This is a genomic window from Pandoraea communis, from assembly GCF_902459745.1.
GTDB classification, from domain to species: domain Bacteria; phylum Pseudomonadota; class Gammaproteobacteria; order Burkholderiales; family Burkholderiaceae; genus Pandoraea; species Pandoraea communis.
The window spans coordinates 186,690-203,780 of the sequence record NZ_CABPSJ010000006.1; the positions used below are offsets into that span (position 1 = coordinate 186,690).

The window sequence follows — 17,091 nt, forward strand, 5'->3', positions numbered from 1 at the left end:
GACGCACGCTGTTGGCCTTCATCACCGCATTTTTCTCGTCGCGCAATGCCTGTTCGGACGTAGCTGGCGTCGGCGTCGCCTATCACGGAAAAGTTTAACTCTGCTTTCAAGGGCTTTACGCGTCTCCCTAACGCGTACTCTTTGCCTCAGAGGAGGCCCCCCGGTTACCTACAGCAAGGAGGGCACAACGTGGCAAAATTCTTAAATACCAGCGCGACGAACTACTTTCTCGAAGAGTTGATCAAAGGAGCGGTTGACCGCCTCATTTTGATAAGCCCATTCCTGAAGCTGAATGACCGTATCAAGGAGCTTCTATCGGACAAGAATCGTCTGAAAATTGACGTCAGGCTGATATACGGAAAGAGTGAGTTGCAACCGCAGGAAATCGAATGGCTTCGAGGTCTGACCTACGTTCGTACCAGCTACTGCAAGAACTTGCACGCCAAGTGTTATATGAGCGAGGAGTTGTGCGTGGTTACAAGCCTGAATCTTTATGAGTTTAGTCAGGTTAATAACAACGAGATGGGGATGCTCGTTCGAAGATCTGAGGATGCGGAGTTGTATCGAGATGTCTACGAAGAAGCCCAACGCATTATTCGTATCAGCGAAGAAGTCCGCATTTCGTTGGAACGTCCTGTCGAAAGTTGCGCAGAAGTGGTGGCGAAGGAGGATCGCGCTGCTAGCCTGACAATTGAAAAGCTCACGTCGTCAAAGCTTGGTAGACGTCTTGGCATGCGCACGAACGAACTTCTGGAACGTGCTGTCGCTGCCGGGTATTTAGCGTTACAACACGGCGAATATGTCCTCTCGACTCAAGGGGCAAGTGCGGGCATCGAGTTTGTCGCGAAGTCCCGGCATGGCGCTTATTATCTGTGGCCCGAGAACATCTCACTCTGACAACCGGACAGCAAATGACGACGAGGTTTTACCTGCGTCTCGTCGTCTTCCCTCCACCATGACTGAGCATTACGTTCGAAGGCGAGGCGTCAAAGTTACGCCAACCAAGTAGATTCGGCAGGCGTTTAGATTTCCTATTTCGGAAAACTTGTCCGGACGACTGCCGTTTCACTTCATGCCGCTCATCGGCTTCACACCACGCGGCGCCCAACCAAAAGCACCAATATGGTGCAATTATGGAACTATGCGCCCATGTGATGGCCATTTATTGCAGATATTGCACTTATTGCATTTGAAAGAATCCTCAGCTAAGCCGGCTCACAAGAAGCCAGCTTAGCTGAGGCATCAGATTGTTTTTTCGGGAAGAAAAATTATGCGAACCCGTAGATCGATTCCGCGAAGTGACGCCTCCGCCGACGACGGAGATTGAAGTCGAGATGGCGCGAGTGGCGCAGCGATGCATTATGGAAGCGTTGGATCACTCTCGCGCGGCCGCCATTACGCTTACGACGGATAAGGGGGAGCATCCCACTGTTGAAGTGCCTCCGGCAGCGCTGAAGCTGATCGGCCAGTTACTAGGAGCGATGAGCGAAGGGCGTTCGATTCTCCTTAGCCCGGCTAACCGTGAGTTCACGACAGTTGAGGCGGCAAATCTTCTTAACGTTTCGCGTCCATTTCTCATAAAGGAAATCGAGGCCGGGAGGTTGCGACATCGAACGGTCGGGACTCACCGTCGAATCGCGTTTGAAGACCTCATGGCTTACAGAGACGATATGCGAAGCAAACAGACAACTGCCTTAGAACGGATGGCTGATAACGCGCGTGAGTTGGGACTCGACTACTGATGGCAGGATACGCACGCTATACGGCTCTTCTTGACGCATGTGTTCTGTTTCCGCTTGCAACGACTGACGCGCTGATGAGTTTGGCGACTGCTGGCTTCTTTGCTGCGAAGTGGACCCAAATGATTGAGACTGAATGGATCGCGTCGCTTGAAGAACAGCGCCCGGAACTCAAAGGCAAGCTTCAATTCTGCAGAGATTGCATGCGTGACGCAATTCCGGACTGGGAGGTACCGGAGGCTGCATGGACGCCTCTCATCGGGAGCTTTACTTTGACCAGACCCTGACGATAGGCATGTCCTCGCCGCCGCCATCGCCGGTCACGCAGATTGCATCGTGGCATCGAATCGTCGCGACTTCCCCGATGCAATCGCATCGGAATACGGTCTTGAGATAGTCGATCCAGACAGGTTCATCATCAACCAATGGGATCTGGATTCGGTTGGGGCAATGACGGCGTTAAGCAAATGCGTGCCAGACGTCGAAAGCCACAATCCAACGTGGAAGATTTCGCCCAAGCTCTGGAGCGCAGCGGTCTTCCGTCAACCGCTCAACGCATTCGTGACGCCGCGGACTTGCTCTGACCCCGCGTGATCATGTGACAAAATAAACGGGCTTGTCGGCGGATTTGTAGAACTGCGGCGCATTTGTAGAACAAAAAAAAGCGGGTCCCATTTCTGGGACCCGCTTCGGTGTTTGGTGCCGGCTGCAGGACTCGAACCCGCCACCTGATGATTACAAATCACCAAAACACTTCATTCATTGAAGTTGATTGAGATACACGAAGCTCAGAAAACCCATGAAATAAAGCACTTTCCGTCGATTTCCGATGATACTTTCGTTGACCGAGATAGATCAAATACCACACAATCTGGTTACATGACGGTTACATGGAGCAATGTAACCAGAGCACAGCCCTCCCCTGATTGAACATGGCCAAGGTCAACTTCACTGCCGCGCGAATAGATTCACATCGATGCCCCGAAGGTAGAACACAAGCATTCCTGTGGGACTCTGCTTCGCCCGGTCTGGGACTACGCGCCACGGCAGGCGGAGCCAAGTCCTACATTTTTCAAGGCAAGATTCACGGACAGACGGTCCGTCTGACCATTGGAGACCCGCGAAGCTGGACTATCAGCAAGGCCCAGGAAGAAGCACGCCGGCTGCAGACGCTCGTTGACGCCGGTCACGACCCGCGAGAAGTGAAAGCAGAGCAACGCGCCAGTCATGAGGCCAGGCGAGTAGCGGTGATCCGGGAAAGCGTGACCGTCGCGGACGCTTGGGCCGACTATCTTAACGACCTTCGCACAAAGATTTCGCCGAAGACCAAGAAGCCGAGATCTGCGGGCTACATCAACGACCATATAAAGTTGACCGCTCCTGGCGGGAGTCGAGCTAAACGTGGCGGTAAGAAAACGGAGCGCGGACCGCTTTACTCGCTGATGGCACTAAAGCTTTCCAACCTCACCGCCAAAACGGTTGGTGCATGGCTAGAGGCCGAGGTACCTGTTCGACCGACTAGTGCCGCCTATGGCTTCCGCATGCTCAAGGCGTTCGCAAAATGGTGCGAAGGTGAGGACAAGTTCGCTGGCATTATTCCGTCGGATTGCTTCACATCTCCCAAGGTCACCGGGGCATTGCCGGGCACCAGCACCAAGGAAGGAGACAGCCTGCAGAGGGAGCAGCTCGCCGCATGGTTTTCCGCCGTCCGCGCCTTGCACAATCCAGTGCAATCCGCGTATCTGCAAGGCTTGCTCATCACCGGGGCGCGCAGGGAAGAACTCGCTGCACTGCGTTGGGATGATGTCGATTTCCAGTGGCGTAGCCTCCATATCGCGGATAAGATTGAAGACGGGCGTGAGATTCCCCTCACCCCCTATCTAGCCGCCCTGTTGCTCGAGCTGAAGCATCGCAATGAAATACCGCCCAGCAGGCGCCGCTTGCGCAACTTGGAAGCCTGTGGACTCAAATGGGAGCCTTCGCCCTGGGTGTTTCACAGCCTCAACGCCGAAAAGGGGCGAATCGCCGAACCGCGCTACGCGCACAACCAGGCGATCAAAGCAGCCGGTCTGCCTCATGTGACGCTGCACGGGCTACGCAGGTCGTTCGGCACATTGTCCGAGTGGTGCGAGGTCCCCGTTGGCGTCGTCGCCCAGATTCAAGGGCACAAACCATCGGCGCTAGCGGAGAAGCACTATCGGCGCCGCCCACTGGACATGTTGCGAATGTGGCACGACAAGATCGAGCATTGGATGCTCGATCAGGCCGGCATTGTGCTTGAGCAAGCGCCGAAAGCAACGGAGTAAATAGGGTTTCGAGTAAGCCTTCCACGTGAAGTGCAGAGGCCTCTCACTATTTGAGGTTGCCTGCACAGCTAAGCAGCCCACCAATCAATACGCATGATTATCAAGGGCGACCTGACACTTTGGCCTCCGAAGCCGAGGGCCACAGACTCGATTCCAGTCGGGCGCGCCAATCAAATCACATGCTTGCGTGAATTCTGTGGAAGCCCTACACGCAACGCATGACTACGTGTAGGCGTGACGTAGGCATTTCCGGTCGGCCTCAATGCACGTAAATCCATCTGACAGCGGCGATTTTTTGCGTGATGATGTCAATAATCGCCGCTGTTGCGAGGCTCCCCTGTAATTCCCCGTATCGCGAGACCCTGAGTTGTCGACTGAGGCGACGACGCTCCATCGCTTTGTTCGCTTGACGTCGATGACGACATCGCTTTCTCCGGGCGCTTCTGTCGGCACGATCTGCATCGCCTCGGTTTTATCGACAAGCGAAAGATGCAGAAGTACGAGGCACTCTGCCTCGAACCCGTGCCGGAATACGATGCCGCGAAAATTTCCGCATTGCGAGCCCGGTTTCATTTAAGCCAGGCAGTGCTTGCAGCCGCGCTCAATACCAGTCCCTCGACGGTGTGCAAGTGGGAAATCGGCGACAAACGACCGAGCGGACCTTCGCAAAAGCTGCTGAACCTGATTGATAGGAAAGGACTCGAAGCAGTTCTTTAAGCTCGAGAGCAACTGTGCCGCCAGTGTCAGGCGGCATGCCTGTTCCCTCATGCCCCCAGAAATGCCCCCAAACTGTTCCGGCACCAACAGAAATACCAACAAAAACCTGTGGTAGCGCAGTTCGAGTACCGCAAACTTTCACGCCGCGAGCTCCATACCCACCTTGGTCGGCAAGCCCGAGTTGGCAATGTCGGTCTTCGCCCGGTGACGGATACCGTGGCTGCCAACGTGCGACACACCTGCGGCCTTGAGCACGCGCGTCCAGCCGCCGTAGTGCTCACCGTGGGTCATGTGCCGAGTCGGATAGTTCGGCGACGGTAACCTCAAGGACGAATATTCGGAATCTGATCCTAAACAGCAGTCGACCAGCGGATGGTGGATTTCTCCTAGAGCTTGGCAAAGGCTGCACCTTAGCCTACGGCAGCGTCGATTGCGTATCGGCTAGACATGGTGCCGGGTGGGTCTCTACCGGCACCACTCTATCAAACCCTTTGGAGCGGCCCCACGTATCTGAGGACACAAGGACTCTCTTAAAATAACGGATAGTCTTGTGCCTATCAGTAAGCCTAGTCATTACGTGGAACCCATCGAAATTCTGACCGAGCCGGAGCGCCGTCGGCGGCGCACGGCGCAGGAAAAAATCGCCATCGTGCAGGAGACGCTGGCACCGGGAGCATCGGTGTCAGCCGTGGCCCGGCGGCACGGCGTGAACCCGAACCAAGTGTTCGGCTGGCGCAAGCAATACCAGGAAGGCAGTCTGGCGGCGGTGAAAGCGGGAGAAACCGTAGTGGCCGCATCGGAGTTGGCTGCAGCCATCAAGGAAATCAAGGAGCTGCAACGGCTGCTCGGGAAAAAGACAATGGAAGTCGAAATCCTGAAGGAAGCCGTGGAATGGGGCCGTTCAAAAAACCTGATTGCGCGCTCGCCCTTGCTGCCGGGGGACGACCATTGAAAACGGTCTGCGAAGTTCTCGGCGTGGCGCGCTCTGTTGTGGCAGTGAAGCAGGCTCGTTCGTCTGACTGGCAAGACGGTCGCCGTGCCAAGCCCACCGACGACACGGAACTGGTCGAGGAAATCCATGGCCACGTGGCGCATCTGCCAACCTACGGCTACCGGCGCATCTGGGCGCTGCTGCGCCGCAGTCGCGAGATGGTCGGCGCACCGTGCATCAACCACAAGCGCGTGTATCGGGTCATGCGTGAGCACCATTTGTTGCTGCGTCGTCCCGGCGTGCGGCGAGACAAGCGGCGGCACGACGGTCGCGTGGCCGTGGATAGGAGCAATACCCGCTGGTGCTCGGACGGCTTCGAGTTCCGGTGCGACGATGGCACGCCGCTGCGCGTGACGTTCGCGCTGGATTGCTGTGACCGGGAAGCGATTAGCTGGGCTGCTACGACCGGCGGGCATAGCGGCGACGTGGTGCGCGACGTGATGCTGGCGGCCGTCGAGCAGCGCTTCGGCACCACGCAGACGGCGCAGGCCATCGAATGGCTGACGGACAACGGCTCGGCCTACATCGACCATCGCACGCGCAGCTTCGCGCGCGAGCTGGGCCTGGAGCCGCTGACCACGCCCGTACGTTCGCCGCAGAGCAATGGCATGGCTGAGTCGTTCGTGAAGACCATGAAGCACAATTACGTCGCCTATATGGACAAGCCCGACGCGCCAACGGCGCTCTCGCGTCTGGCCATTGCGTTTGAACATTACAATGAGCGCCACCCGCACAAAGCCCTGAAATACCGCTCGCCTCGCGAGTTCAGGCGAGCAGCGGCGTCATCAACCTAACGGTGTCCACGTGTCCTGAGTTACAGGGGCAACTCCACCCTTCTTTACCCAGAAGTGACATGAACATGCTCGATGCTGGTGGATAGAGGGCGACATGGTTGGTCGCCCCCAGAAGTCTGTTTCGACAGACCACCGGGGGCGTCGATCCGGGTTAAGGGAAAGCGATATCTGTACGCCACAACCGCCGGGGCAGCTCATACAAGCCCACTTCTTGACGCCGGTGTCGATGACCACCCACAGCTCTCCGGGCGGCAGGGCGTTTTTGCCCGGATGCTGCGCAACCGGATAAACGAGCAGATCGTAGCGCAGCCACCCGAGCCGGCGCAGCGCTCGCACGATAATTCGCTTGACGGTCATCCGATAACGCCAAGGAATGGGTTGACATCGCCTCGCCCCCAGCTCGCCTGGCTGGCACAAACCGGGCAAGAAGCCACGGGTCGACAGGTCATCGCGCGATCTTCTACGCGGTCGAACCGGCGAATCCTGTTGTGTGTCATGCCCCCCGAGCCGCGAAAGCTGGTCAGGCCCTGAATAAGCTCATCGACGGCTGCGCAGGCGATGGCCGTGGTGAACGTAACCACGGCGGGCGCAGGGTCGCCGCTACCATCCACATAGGCTTCCGCCTTACGCCGCTCGAACTCGGCCGGGTCGCTGCGCCGGAGTCCTTCGTTCGCAGCGCGGCGCGGATCAGCCACTCCCAAACACATGAGACAAGGGTTGCCAGGGCGAATCGTCGACACGCGGCCTGTCATGTCGTAGTCCGCGCCGCTGCGTGCCGGGCGCATCCGCAGGCCGATATCGATCAACGGGATGCCGTAGTAGTGCGCCAGGCGGTTGAGCGTCAGCCGCCCCTGATGGTCGTCGGTACAGCCGAACAGCACATCGCAGGAGCGCAGTAGATCGCGCAGATCAGGATGGCCGACCCACTCCTCTTTGGTGACGACCTGGGTGCCGAGACCCGCGGCGCGAATCTCGCGCGCGAGGATGTCTACCTTGGCCAAGCCGGCGGCCACATCTGTGGTGCGCGAGCCATGCACGCGGTTGAGATTGGTGACATCAATGATGTCTTTGTCCATCAGCCCCAGAAAGCCGACGCCCAGCCGCGCCAATAGCATCGCGACAGCACTGCCCGTGCCGCCGCCCCCTACGACACCGACCCGCAGCCCGCGCACGACTGGATTGAACCCTTGGCCGAAGAGCGCGGCCTGCCGCGCCAGGAATTGATCTTCGTCAGCCGAAGCCACCGTGCGCGCGATCTTGATCTGGCTTCCTACCAGCGAGATCGAGGATGCCATGACCGTCTTGCCGGGTGCGGTCCAGAGCCTGCCCGCGATGGCGTCATCGCGGCCGAACACCATGCTGGCCAGGCCGGAAACGCCCCTATTGAACGTCGTCCGAGCCAGCTCCGCCTCGTTTCGGTCATCCTGGTCGGAGAAGAACGCTGCCGCGTTCGGATGCGTGTGTACCAGACCCGCAACTAGGCCCCGTTCCTTCGCGATGCCGAGAGTGCGCATGAAGCCGCGGGTGGACCATGTGACGCGGACAGGCGATGCGGAGACCATTTCATCGGCAGCGACGGGGATGACTTCGTGCGAGATCAACCTGGTGCGAGGCACTCCCGACCAGGGGCCGTTTCAGAAGACAAAACGACATCTTGTTTAAAGCCCGAGTGATCGTCGTTCAGCCTCCGTCAGTTGACTGCGAGCGAAGTCTCCGAGATGCGCGCCGCCCAAGACCTGAACCGCGCTACTCGACCGATAGCTGGTCGGCTTCTCCGCCTGGGGGTCTGCCTGCCTGTTGTCCGGGGCCGCCTCACCGCCGGTGCCGAGCATGCGTATCGAAAAGATCGACGACATGGCTTGGCGTGCTGAAGCGCGCTCACGCGACATCGCATCCTGCGCGGCCGTCGCCGCAGTGCTCGCCACCGCACTCGCGTTGGTCAGCGCCCCCACGTTCACGCTTGCCATCACCGGCAGCCCCGTCGACTTGCCCTGCACCTGCACGTTGGCCGCGTTCACCACCGCCAGCGCCGCGAAGTTCACGTTGCCCGAGACCCGAATCCCTGCCTCGCCTGCATCAATCGTCCCCAGCGGCGCCACCAGGTCAACGTCTCCTGCCGGCACCTCCGGAATCGGACTGAGCGTTGCAATACCCGCACCAGAGGACGGCACAGTCGGCGATATGGTCACGTTGCTCATCTCGTCATAGACCCGCTTGGGTGGGGTGTATACCACCGTCGTCTTGGAACCTCGGCCCGCATTGATGTCCCCTTCGGCCGACCAGCCCTGGATGCTGCCCCCAAACGTTGTCATGATGCGCGACAGACCCAGCAGGATCGAACCCTTCGAATACAGGTCGATGTTGCCCGTCCCCTGCGTGATCAAGCCTGCACCCGCGCCCGCTGGCACGCCCTCCACGCCGACGATCGTCTTGCCGCCCGGGTTGAGCATCTGGATGTCGCCACCGAAGTTGGTGTGAATACCAGCGTCGGTGACGACGGGCACCGTCTGGCCATTCACCGTCTTCGAACCCGTAATACCGCTGAACATCGTGATGTCGCCCTGATAGCTCATCGCATTGCCTTGGGCATCCGTCGACGGGAAGAGTGTAGCGACGGCCTCGCGACCGCGCAGGTAGCTGCCGTAGCGCGAGCTCGTCGGGTCGTTGTATTCACGCCCGCCCGCCAGCAACTCCTTGAAGTAGACCTGGCGCACGAATACACCCTGCTGTTCGCTGGGCAGCGCCAGGAAGTACGCCAGCGCATCGGCCGACGTGCCGCTGTAGCCAAAGCGCTGTTGCAGCCAGGCGAATAGCTCCTCGTCGTACGTACGCGCAACCTTGCCGCTGCCCGCCAGCGGAATGCCAGTGCTCAACTGGTTCGCCGTATCGAAGTACAGTTTGGCGAAAGCCGTGTAGTCGGGGCCATTCGCGCCGACACCGGCCAGCACCGTGATGCCCGCACCGCCCGAGCGGTTCGACGGGTTGGCCACATCGCCCACGCTCGTCAGCGACCCGTAATAGCCTTGGTAGAGGTTGCGGCCGGCCTGCACCTGAAGCAGGCCGGGGCCGACAATATCAATCGACTGGTAGAAGATGTCGCGCCCGGCCTGTATCAGCGTGATGTCGTTGGCGTTCGTATTCAGAAACACGCTTGGCGTCGTGCCCGTCCCCACGATGTCCCGACCCGCAATCACCTCGAACGGCTTCGCGGCGGCGTACCACATCGCGTGGGTTGGGTGGAATCCCAGCGCGACGCTCTGATTTTGCGAGGAGACACGCCCAATAGTCAGATCCTGGATGTCGACACCCGCATAGACCATCGCGGGCTTCCTGTCCTGTGCATGCAGGAAGCCAGATGGCGTATCCTCACCGAACGCGATCGGATCGTTATCGAACAGCAAGTATGGCGCCGTCGGACTCGCATTCGCACCGGCTATCGACTGGAACACGGGATGAACCGGCGTAGCTAGCGCGCTCATGTTGGAACCCGACATCGCCACCACCTGGCTCGTCCCGTAGATCGAACCCGCAGCGAGCAATTCGAATTGACCCAAGGGTGAGGGCACCAGTTCGAGTACCCCAAACGACGCTGCGCTACCCGGCTCCGAGAAGCGGACGTCGCCGTTGGCTGCCGTGGCAATCAGGGTACCAGGATAAAAGTTGGTGCTGTAGTTGCCATCGGCAGTATTTCCAGTCAATGGGGCCACATCGCCGCCTGCTGCATATAGATTGATGGCCGTCGCTGGCGTCCACAACGTGAAGCTGGACAGTGCCCCCCGGGCAGTCCCGTAAGCCTTACCACTGGCGTCCGTCACCGTGTAGACCCCGCCTCGCCGATCCACGGGCGTCGCCATCGTAGCATCGCCAGCGCCACCAAACACCAGATCGCCGCGCGCCGTAATTCTGACGGTGCCATCGCCCGGCGTGAAGATCGGGCCGGGGGTCTTCTGCGAATGCGAAAAGACGTTTGGATCGACGGCGCGCGGATCGTACGACGTCCATGAGGCGCTCCCGAAGAACTGAGCCACCGCGCCGACGGCGCCAGCGTTCACAGTGATATTACCGCGCAGATTGGTCACTGCGCCAAAGTAGTCAGAGGCGCGGTTCGAAGCTTGGCTGGCAGGCATTGGATTGAGCATGCCGCCGATCTTCATGATCAGGTCACCACCACCAGTCTGCACCAATGTTCCATCTGCTGCCACCCGGCCCGTTGATGCCACAGCCAGATCCAGAGCGGTCGAGCTAGCGTTCGCTACGCCAGCATTACGCCCGGCGATGAGCGTCAGGTTGCCACCGCCCAGCGTGCCGATTCCCTGGAATCCGACGAGTGAGCTGTCATTGGTCCAGCTGCTGGTCTTGGCGATACTGCCGAAATTGATCCACCACGCTGTCGGATCGGGGGTAACACCGCCCCCACCTTGGCGCCACAACCAGTTCGCCGTGCTATCCGAATCCACATAGCGGGTGACGTTGTCAAACAATTGCACCTTGGCGGAAACGTCCTGCTGCGCCATGAGCAGCAGATCACCGCCATGCTCCGGATACCAGGCATGGGTGGTGCCATCCACGCCGATCAGGTCGTAAGGATTGCCGTCCGCGGCCAGAATCGGCGCGGCCTGCGTGCCGGCCGTGTAGACGCCATACGGGGTCGCTTCGCTGAAGCTGCCACCCGCGAGTAATTCGAGATTCCCGATACCGGTTCGCAGCACGCTAAAGTACGTGCCATTGCGCGAAGCGTTGTAGCTCGTGGCGCTTAGCGTAAGGTTGCCGCCTCCGTTGAGAGCCCGCATCGCTTGCAGCTCGCGCTGGTCTGCAGCGGCGAGATCGCCGCCAGAGACCAATCGGATAGACGCTGAGAGCAAGCCAGCCGAGAGCATTGACGCCATCGGCGCTGTAGGCGCCGCGCCGGGAATTGCGGGGCTCACCACAACTGCGACATTCGGCATGTTGCTAGGCTCGAATGCGAAGCCATAACTGTTACTGGCACTGATGATCGTGCCCGCCCTGATCGTGTCGCCCGGGTTATAGTAATTGTTTTTGCTGTCGACTAGGTTGCCCCACCAATTAAATGTCCACCAATTATAGAAGGCATTGTCTGGAATGGTCCAATCATTCAGAACGATCACGTCTTCTTTCTGATCGAACCAGTATGTATAACTGTCAGCACCAACCTCAGTTTTTTTCTGAGCAAAGAACGAACTGTTCGTGACATCGATAGCTGCGACAGTGGCCGGTATTCCCGCTGACGCTTTGAACCCATCCGAGATGCTCCCCTTTATTGAGAGATTGCCACCGGCACGCACTACGAGGGCCATCGGCTCGCCGGCACCGTACGCTGGAGAGTTCGGGTCGCGATTGGCCCCGAGACCATAGCGATAGCCGGCCAGATCAATATCCCCCGAGGTCAACAGATCGCCGCTCGAGGTAATCTGCACGCCCGGGCGCAGATGATAGGCGTTGCCGTAAGCGGTCAGGCCCGCGAGCCTGCCTTGCAGGGCGCTGTTTGCCAGCGCGGCGCTGATGAACGCAGTGCTCGCGACGTCGTAGCCGTCCAGTGTCCCCTGGGTGATGGTGCTGCCGCCCGGCAGATTGTAGGTCCAGAAACCGTTGAGCGCGATGCTGATGTAAAACAATTAACTCCGTTACGGAACAATTAACTCCGTTACGGGATCCCGCTTCGGCGGCCCCATAAATACAGCGAATGCGCCTACGTGGTGCGCGCAAACGAGCCCTCGGTTGAATTGGCTCGCCGTCCCGAACGCCATGGATTTCACCACTAAATTTGGCCGTTAACGACCCAAAGCGGAAAATGACCACCGTGTTCTAGATGTCCGCTTGCTTAAAAAAATCGGTCCGGCAACACAGTTCAGAGCCAAACGTTCAGAGAACTCAAGAGTCGAGCGACTCCACAACGATCCGAGTGGCGCGTTTCCGCCTTCCACGGGAAAGCTCACACGCGGAGTACTCCGACAAATACCTTTGCGTGACGTTAAGCAAACTGGCTTCGCGTTGGTGCTCGATTTGCCGCCCGAGTTCGCCGTCAAGTAAGTGGCCGACCTGAACTCCTGCTTTCATATCAACAGTCGAGCAACTTACTTGGCCACGTCAACTCGATGCACTTGGCTCGTACGGCAAATGTACGGCGACTATTGACAATCAAGCCCCCTCGTCGCACGTGCGATTCGTCGGGCGGCACGTTATCGGCGCCGCCAATAGGGTCAAGTCATGACAGTCAGAAATGGTTCATGCATTTCTCGGTCGTGATAAAAGATAGCTGTCCCCGTTTCTTCGTGGGTCCACACAAGCGGCGTTTGGTCTGGATAACCAACAGCGGTTCCGCAGAATGTCTCAAATCGATTACCCGAGGGGTCGAATGCATAGATGGTCGCCCCTCTGGTGATGCCGTGGCGTGTCGGACCAATGTCTTTTTTGGCGCCGTGCATCGACATCAAATCGGCTGCTCGCAAGATTCGTTCCCAGCTTTCGAGCAAAAAGGAAACGTGGTGCAGTCTGCCCGGCGTGTCATGGCGAACTAGGGCGACATCATGCGCCTTGTTGGAACATGACAGCCACACGCCCTGATCTCGTCCATCTTCCATCAAGAGGCGTTCGGTAACGTAGAAGCCGAGGACGTCAGTAAAAATCTCCCGAGCACCATCGATGTCGGTGCCGTTCAATTGCGCATGATCCATGCGCATGGGCGCAATTCCCCGCTCTGCGTCGGCACACCAAGGCGCGGGGTTTGTCACGGACATTGCCGTTCCCACCTCCGTTTTTTCCGCATAAAGCTCGATGACGTGGCCGCTGGGTACCTCGAACCGGATTCGGTCCCCCGTCTCAAGCATGTCGCCAGCCGGAACGGCTTCAGTGTGCACGCCCCACGCCCGCAAATCCGAGTCTAGGCGCATCAAAGTGGCGCGGTCGAGCACCTTGAAGCCAAAGAAATCAAGGCCTGGCTCAGTCGCGCACCGTAATACTAGGCTATGGTGATCTCGTTCATCCCAAGCCTTCAAGTACACTCGGCCGCTACGATCGCGACCGGTTTCTTTCAGCCCGAGAACATTTGTGTAAAAGTGGACGCAGTCCTCAAGATCGGTCACACGGATCTGAGCGTGCCCGGGCCTCAGTACGCCTGTGAGTGCCATGCTTGTCTCCTATTATTTTAAGTGGTGAGGCGCACTTTCGCACTTTACGAAGGTGGGCTTCTGAAAATCTCTGCACTGAACTGCGACCTCAACGACCGATTCCCCTCCCCAGCGAGGCGGCCGTCGCGCCCCCAATCCCGAACTCGGTATTGGGTATATCTTTGATGAAAACTCGTACCGACTCAGCCCCCACGCCGAGGACTGTCACCACTGAGTCCGTCAGCCCAGCGATCAGACGAGTCTTCTGCTCGTCGGTACGGCCAGCGATAAGCACAACTTGAACGATCGGCACCTGAACCTCCCTTCGCATAAATGACGTCGCACACAGCATGAACGGTGTTGATAAACCAACCTCTCATGCCGCACCAGCGTCACATCGCTTCGCTTTCCACGGTTCTTCCGGCCACGCCAAAGTTATTGGCGGGGATCTCCGTCAACCAGATGCGGATTGAATCGAGTGGAGACGAGATAGCACTAGCGGTCGCTGCCGTAGCGGTCGCGATTAAGTCCGCCTTTTGCCGATCGCTGTATCCTTCCACGATAAATATTTCGATATTTGGCATGTATGCCACCCGTGTGAATAACTGACGCACTGGACCGTAAGGCTCCTCTGCGGCGCCTTACGGTCAAGAATGTGCCGGCTTACGGATACGGGGTCACCGGCGGGACACCGGCAAACAAGGCGCCTGCGCTATCGTAGGTAGCCTCGCCCAAAAATGCGTGCTGTGTCACGACGAGCGAATCTCGCATGATCCACTGCAGCCGATTCGGCTTGTAAATGGCCGCAGTCCCGGCCAACCGGTAAGCCATCTGCACCACGTCGGCACTGATTTGCGCGGCATACGTCGCGCTCAGGCGCAACAGATTCGCCTGCTCCGGAGTAACCGGTTTGCCAGACAGAATCCCGTCCCACACGGCCTCGGGAGCCTCGTAGAAAAACGCCCGGGCGCTGCGCAACATGGCTTCTGCCTTACCGAGCTCAATTCGATAATAGGCGCGGTCACCAAGACGCGGAGCGCCAGTCACCGTTTTCGTTCCTCCAGCCATCTCGGTGACCATGTCAAGGGCCGCTCGAGCGAGGCCCAAATTCACGGCGGCATGAACCTGTGCTTGATACGAAATCGAAGGATAGCGATACAGAGGCTCGTCAATCGTAGGCGCGGTGCCACGAGTGAATGTCCATGCCGTGTCTACACGCTTTTTATGCAGACGCAAATCATGGCTGCCCGTGCCTTGCATCCCCACCACGTCCCAGTTTTCGACGATTTCCACTTCGGACGCCGGAAACACAGCTGTCAGCGGTTTTCCGGCTGCGGCACCACCGCCGTTTGCAGCGGTACCGCCGATACCCACACCAAGCCACGAAGCGCCTTTGCAACCACTCGCAAAACGCCATTGCCCAGTCACTTCCCAGCCGCCTTCAACTTCGACTGCCGGCTGCAAGGGGTACAAGCCGCCGCCAAAAACCTGATCGGGACCGGTCGAATAGATCACTGCCTGGGTCTCAACCGGCAGCGCGGCGAGGTAGACGTTACCGGAACCGAAGGCTGCGACCCATCCCGTGGACCCGTCGACCTCCGAAATGCGTTCCACGACGCGCAAGAACTGTGCAGGCGGAAGTGCATCGCCACCAAAACGCTTCGGCGTGCTCGCACGGAAGATGCCGACGGCCTTCATCTTTTCCACCATGTCGCGAGGGACATGCGACAGGCGATTGAATTCCTCTCGCCGATTTTTCACCTCGACCAGCAATTCGTCGAGCGCGGTCGCCGTGACCGGTTGGCGTTCGCTAGGCATGAGTAGTGCTTCGCTGGGTTCGATTTTCATTAGCATCTCCAAGTCAGACTCATTCGTCGAGCAGCCTCCAAAGTCGCAGCCCGCCGTAAAGAAATCAAACAAAGGATCTCGCTAGTCTAATAAATCGTCAAATTATCAATTCGAATTCCGCGAATAATTGATAGTTATTCCACACAGAATGCGAAAGATCGAAGATAAAAATAATCACCACTAATAGCATCAATTATTTATTTGAATTTGCTTGCAGCGAACAGAGCAAACTATGATTCCCGTATTCATTGACACAGGTATCACGGACATGCAGATCAACGAATTTATGACGCAAGACTTCCGACAGGCGATGTCGCGACTGTCCGCGGCCGTGAATGTTGTGAGTACCAACGGGCCAAGTGGTCGATACGGCGTCACAGCTAGCGCAGTTTGCTCGGTTACCGACTCCCCGCCGACCGTGCTTGTTTGCCTGAACCGAAAAGGAGCAGCTCACGACGCGTTGCTAAGCAACGGAAGGGTCTGCATTAACATTCTTCCTGGTCACCACGAAGCACTTGCAATGCAATTTGCCGGCATGGCAAACGTTCCCCATTTGGAACGATTTTCTGCGGACGCGTGGGAGGAGGGGGAGTTCGGTGTGCCCGTCTTGCGCGACGCGCTCGCTAGCCTCCAGGGTGTCATTGCCTATACGAAAATCGTCGGCTCACACACGGTGATTTTCATTGAGATCGCCCAAATTAGGATTGGCGATAGTGACGACTGTTTGACCTATTTCGGCAGAGCCTTTCACCGCCTGAGTCATCACGTCACGGCATAACGCCTAACAGATAAAATTACGAACGCCTTAAAAAGAGGCTCACAATGTCACTCTGCGTATTTCTTACTGCGACCACCAGGAATGGTGGCGCCGAACACGACAACACCGCCAGTGCCGCGTCGATTCACGACCTGCTAGATCTAGTTCCCGGCCTGCAGAAGCTCGCGATTCATCTCCCTGTCACGGCAAAAGCGGACGACCCCTTCATCCCGGCGGAGGATGCGCCAGCGTGCTCGTTGCAGTTGCATTTTGGTGGCATCGATACGCTTGAATCCGCTCTCACGAAAGGCGGCGCGTTGCATTCGTTACTCGATCCTCATTCATTTCCATCATTTGCGAATTGCGACTGGGCACTTCAAGCAATGTTAACGCGCCGCTTTCCGGTTGATGAACCGAGTCAGACGTGTTCTTATGGCATTGAGAAATGTACCTACTTGGTTTCCTATGAAGGTCCGGCGGAGAACGAGAACGCTTGGCACGATCACTACATCCGGAATCATCCCCCTCTGATGGCACAGCTGCCTGGCGTGCGTGAAATTGAGATCTATACCCGGATCGACTATCTCAGCAGCTTGCCTGTTGAGCGTGCGAACCACATGCAACGTAACAAAACTGTCTTCGACTCCCACCACGCACTGAGGCAAGCGCTCGCCTCTCCCATTCGACAGCGACTCCGCGACGACTTTCTGTCTTTGCCCACGTTTTCTGGCAGAAGCCCCCACTACCCAATGCAAACGCTGGAATACAGCATTTCTTAGACTTGCCGGCATTGTTTTCCCGGCTGGTTGATCGCC

General features: G+C 58.0%; 15 protein-coding genes and 2 pseudogenes. 8 read left to right on the forward strand and 9 right to left on the reverse strand.

All coding sequences use genetic code 11. The features are described 5' to 3' along the window. The first annotated feature begins 189 nt into the window (after positions 1–189). The 4 genes from PCO31110_RS20585 (at position 190) to PCO31110_RS20600 (ending at position 4,045) form a co-directional block, all read left to right on the forward strand. Entirely contained in the window at positions 190–897 is a 708-nt protein-coding gene (locus PCO31110_RS20585) for a phospholipase D family protein (protein WP_150691300.1), read from the forward strand. A gap of 437 nt (positions 898–1,334) precedes the next feature. Beyond that, positions 1,335–1,742, forward strand: coding sequence for an excisionase family DNA-binding protein (locus PCO31110_RS20590; RefSeq protein WP_150691344.1), 408 nt, complete (start codon positions 1,335–1,337; stop codon positions 1,740–1,742). Positions 1,743–2,075: 333 nt separating this feature from the next. Further along, a complete protein-coding gene (locus tag PCO31110_RS26095; RefSeq protein WP_246189922.1) occupies positions 2,076–2,333 on the forward strand; it encodes a hypothetical protein in 258 nt (85 codons plus the stop codon). Between the two features lie 338 nt (positions 2,334–2,671). After that, positions 2,672–4,045, forward strand: coding sequence for a tyrosine-type recombinase/integrase (locus PCO31110_RS20600; protein ID WP_048628144.1), 1,374 nt, complete (start codon positions 2,672–2,674; stop codon positions 4,043–4,045). A 333-nt stretch (positions 4,046–4,378) separates the two neighbouring features. Here PCO31110_RS20600 and PCO31110_RS26180 read toward each other — a convergent pair. Further along, a pseudogene (locus PCO31110_RS26180) lies at positions 4,379–4,510 on the reverse strand (ShlB/FhaC/HecB family hemolysin secretion/activation protein); the annotation flags it as partial. Positions 4,511–4,534: 24 nt separating this feature from the next. Between PCO31110_RS26180 and PCO31110_RS20610 the strand changes: the two are divergent. Next, positions 4,535–4,762, forward strand: coding sequence for a helix-turn-helix domain-containing protein (locus PCO31110_RS20610; protein ID WP_231606070.1), 228 nt, complete (start codon positions 4,535–4,537; stop codon positions 4,760–4,762). 147 nt (positions 4,763–4,909) lie between these two features. Here PCO31110_RS20610 and PCO31110_RS20615 read toward each other — a convergent pair. After that, positions 4,910–5,083 (reverse strand): annotated as a pseudogene (locus tag PCO31110_RS20615) (integrase); the annotation flags it as partial. A 265-nt stretch (positions 5,084–5,348) separates the two neighbouring features. Here PCO31110_RS20615 and PCO31110_RS20620 point away from each other — a divergent pair. Next, positions 5,349–6,547 (forward strand): IS3 family transposase gene (locus PCO31110_RS20620; RefSeq protein WP_167370756.1). Its coding sequence is split into 2 segments (ribosomal slippage): positions 5,349–5,664 and positions 5,664–6,547, totalling 1,200 coding nucleotides; the frame shifts between segments, so codons are not numbered across the junction. Here the strand turns inward: PCO31110_RS20620 and PCO31110_RS26185 are convergent. The 7 genes from PCO31110_RS26185 to PCO31110_RS20655 form a co-directional block, all read right to left on the reverse strand. Further along, the gene (locus PCO31110_RS26185) at positions 6,539–6,904 is read right to left on the reverse strand and encodes a ubiquitination-like system serine protease family protein (RefSeq protein WP_072632752.1); all 366 of its coding nucleotides are present in this window, start codon (positions 6,902–6,904) and stop codon (positions 6,539–6,541) included. The genes PCO31110_RS20620 and PCO31110_RS26185 overlap by 9 nt on opposite strands. Continuing rightward, positions 6,901–8,148, reverse strand: a complete 1,248-nt coding sequence (locus PCO31110_RS20630) for a ThiF family adenylyltransferase (protein ID WP_231606071.1) — start codon at positions 8,146–8,148, stop codon at positions 6,901–6,903. The genes PCO31110_RS26185 and PCO31110_RS20630 overlap by 4 nt, the downstream gene beginning before the upstream one ends. A 57-nt stretch (positions 8,149–8,205) precedes the next feature. Next, on the reverse strand, positions 8,206–12,180 hold the full coding sequence (locus PCO31110_RS26105) for a filamentous hemagglutinin family protein (protein ID WP_048628146.1): 3,975 nt from the start codon (positions 12,178–12,180) through the stop codon (positions 8,206–8,208). Between the two features lie 585 nt (positions 12,181–12,765). Beyond that, a complete protein-coding gene (locus tag PCO31110_RS20640; protein WP_048628147.1) occupies positions 12,766–13,692 on the reverse strand; it encodes a catechol 2,3-dioxygenase in 927 nt (308 codons plus the stop codon). A gap of 88 nt (positions 13,693–13,780) precedes the next feature. Next, the gene (locus PCO31110_RS20645; protein WP_306439172.1) at positions 13,781–14,023 is read right to left on the reverse strand and encodes a tautomerase family protein; all 243 of its coding nucleotides are present in this window, start codon (positions 14,021–14,023) and stop codon (positions 13,781–13,783) included. Positions 14,024–14,063: 40 nt separating this feature from the next. Continuing rightward, positions 14,064–14,255 carry a tautomerase family protein gene (locus PCO31110_RS20650; protein WP_048628253.1) on the reverse strand — a complete coding sequence of 64 codons (192 nt, stop codon included), beginning with the start codon at positions 14,253–14,255 and terminating at the stop codon, positions 14,064–14,066. Between the two features lie 79 nt (positions 14,256–14,334). Beyond that, positions 14,335–15,489, reverse strand: coding sequence for an acyl-CoA dehydrogenase family protein (locus PCO31110_RS20655; protein WP_231606076.1), 1,155 nt, complete (start codon positions 15,487–15,489; stop codon positions 14,335–14,337). Between the two features lie 298 nt (positions 15,490–15,787). Here PCO31110_RS20655 and PCO31110_RS20660 point away from each other — a divergent pair, with 298 nt between their 5' ends. Both PCO31110_RS20660 and PCO31110_RS20665 read left to right on the forward strand, forming a co-directional pair. Then, positions 15,788–16,297, forward strand: coding sequence for a flavin reductase (locus PCO31110_RS20660; protein WP_048628254.1), 510 nt, complete (start codon positions 15,788–15,790; stop codon positions 16,295–16,297). 44 nt (positions 16,298–16,341) lie between these two features. Then, positions 16,342–17,055 carry an EthD family reductase gene (locus tag PCO31110_RS20665; RefSeq protein WP_048628149.1) on the forward strand — a complete coding sequence of 238 codons (714 nt, stop codon included), beginning with the start codon at positions 16,342–16,344 and terminating at the stop codon, positions 17,053–17,055. The last annotated feature ends 36 nt before the right edge of the window (positions 17,056–17,091 follow it).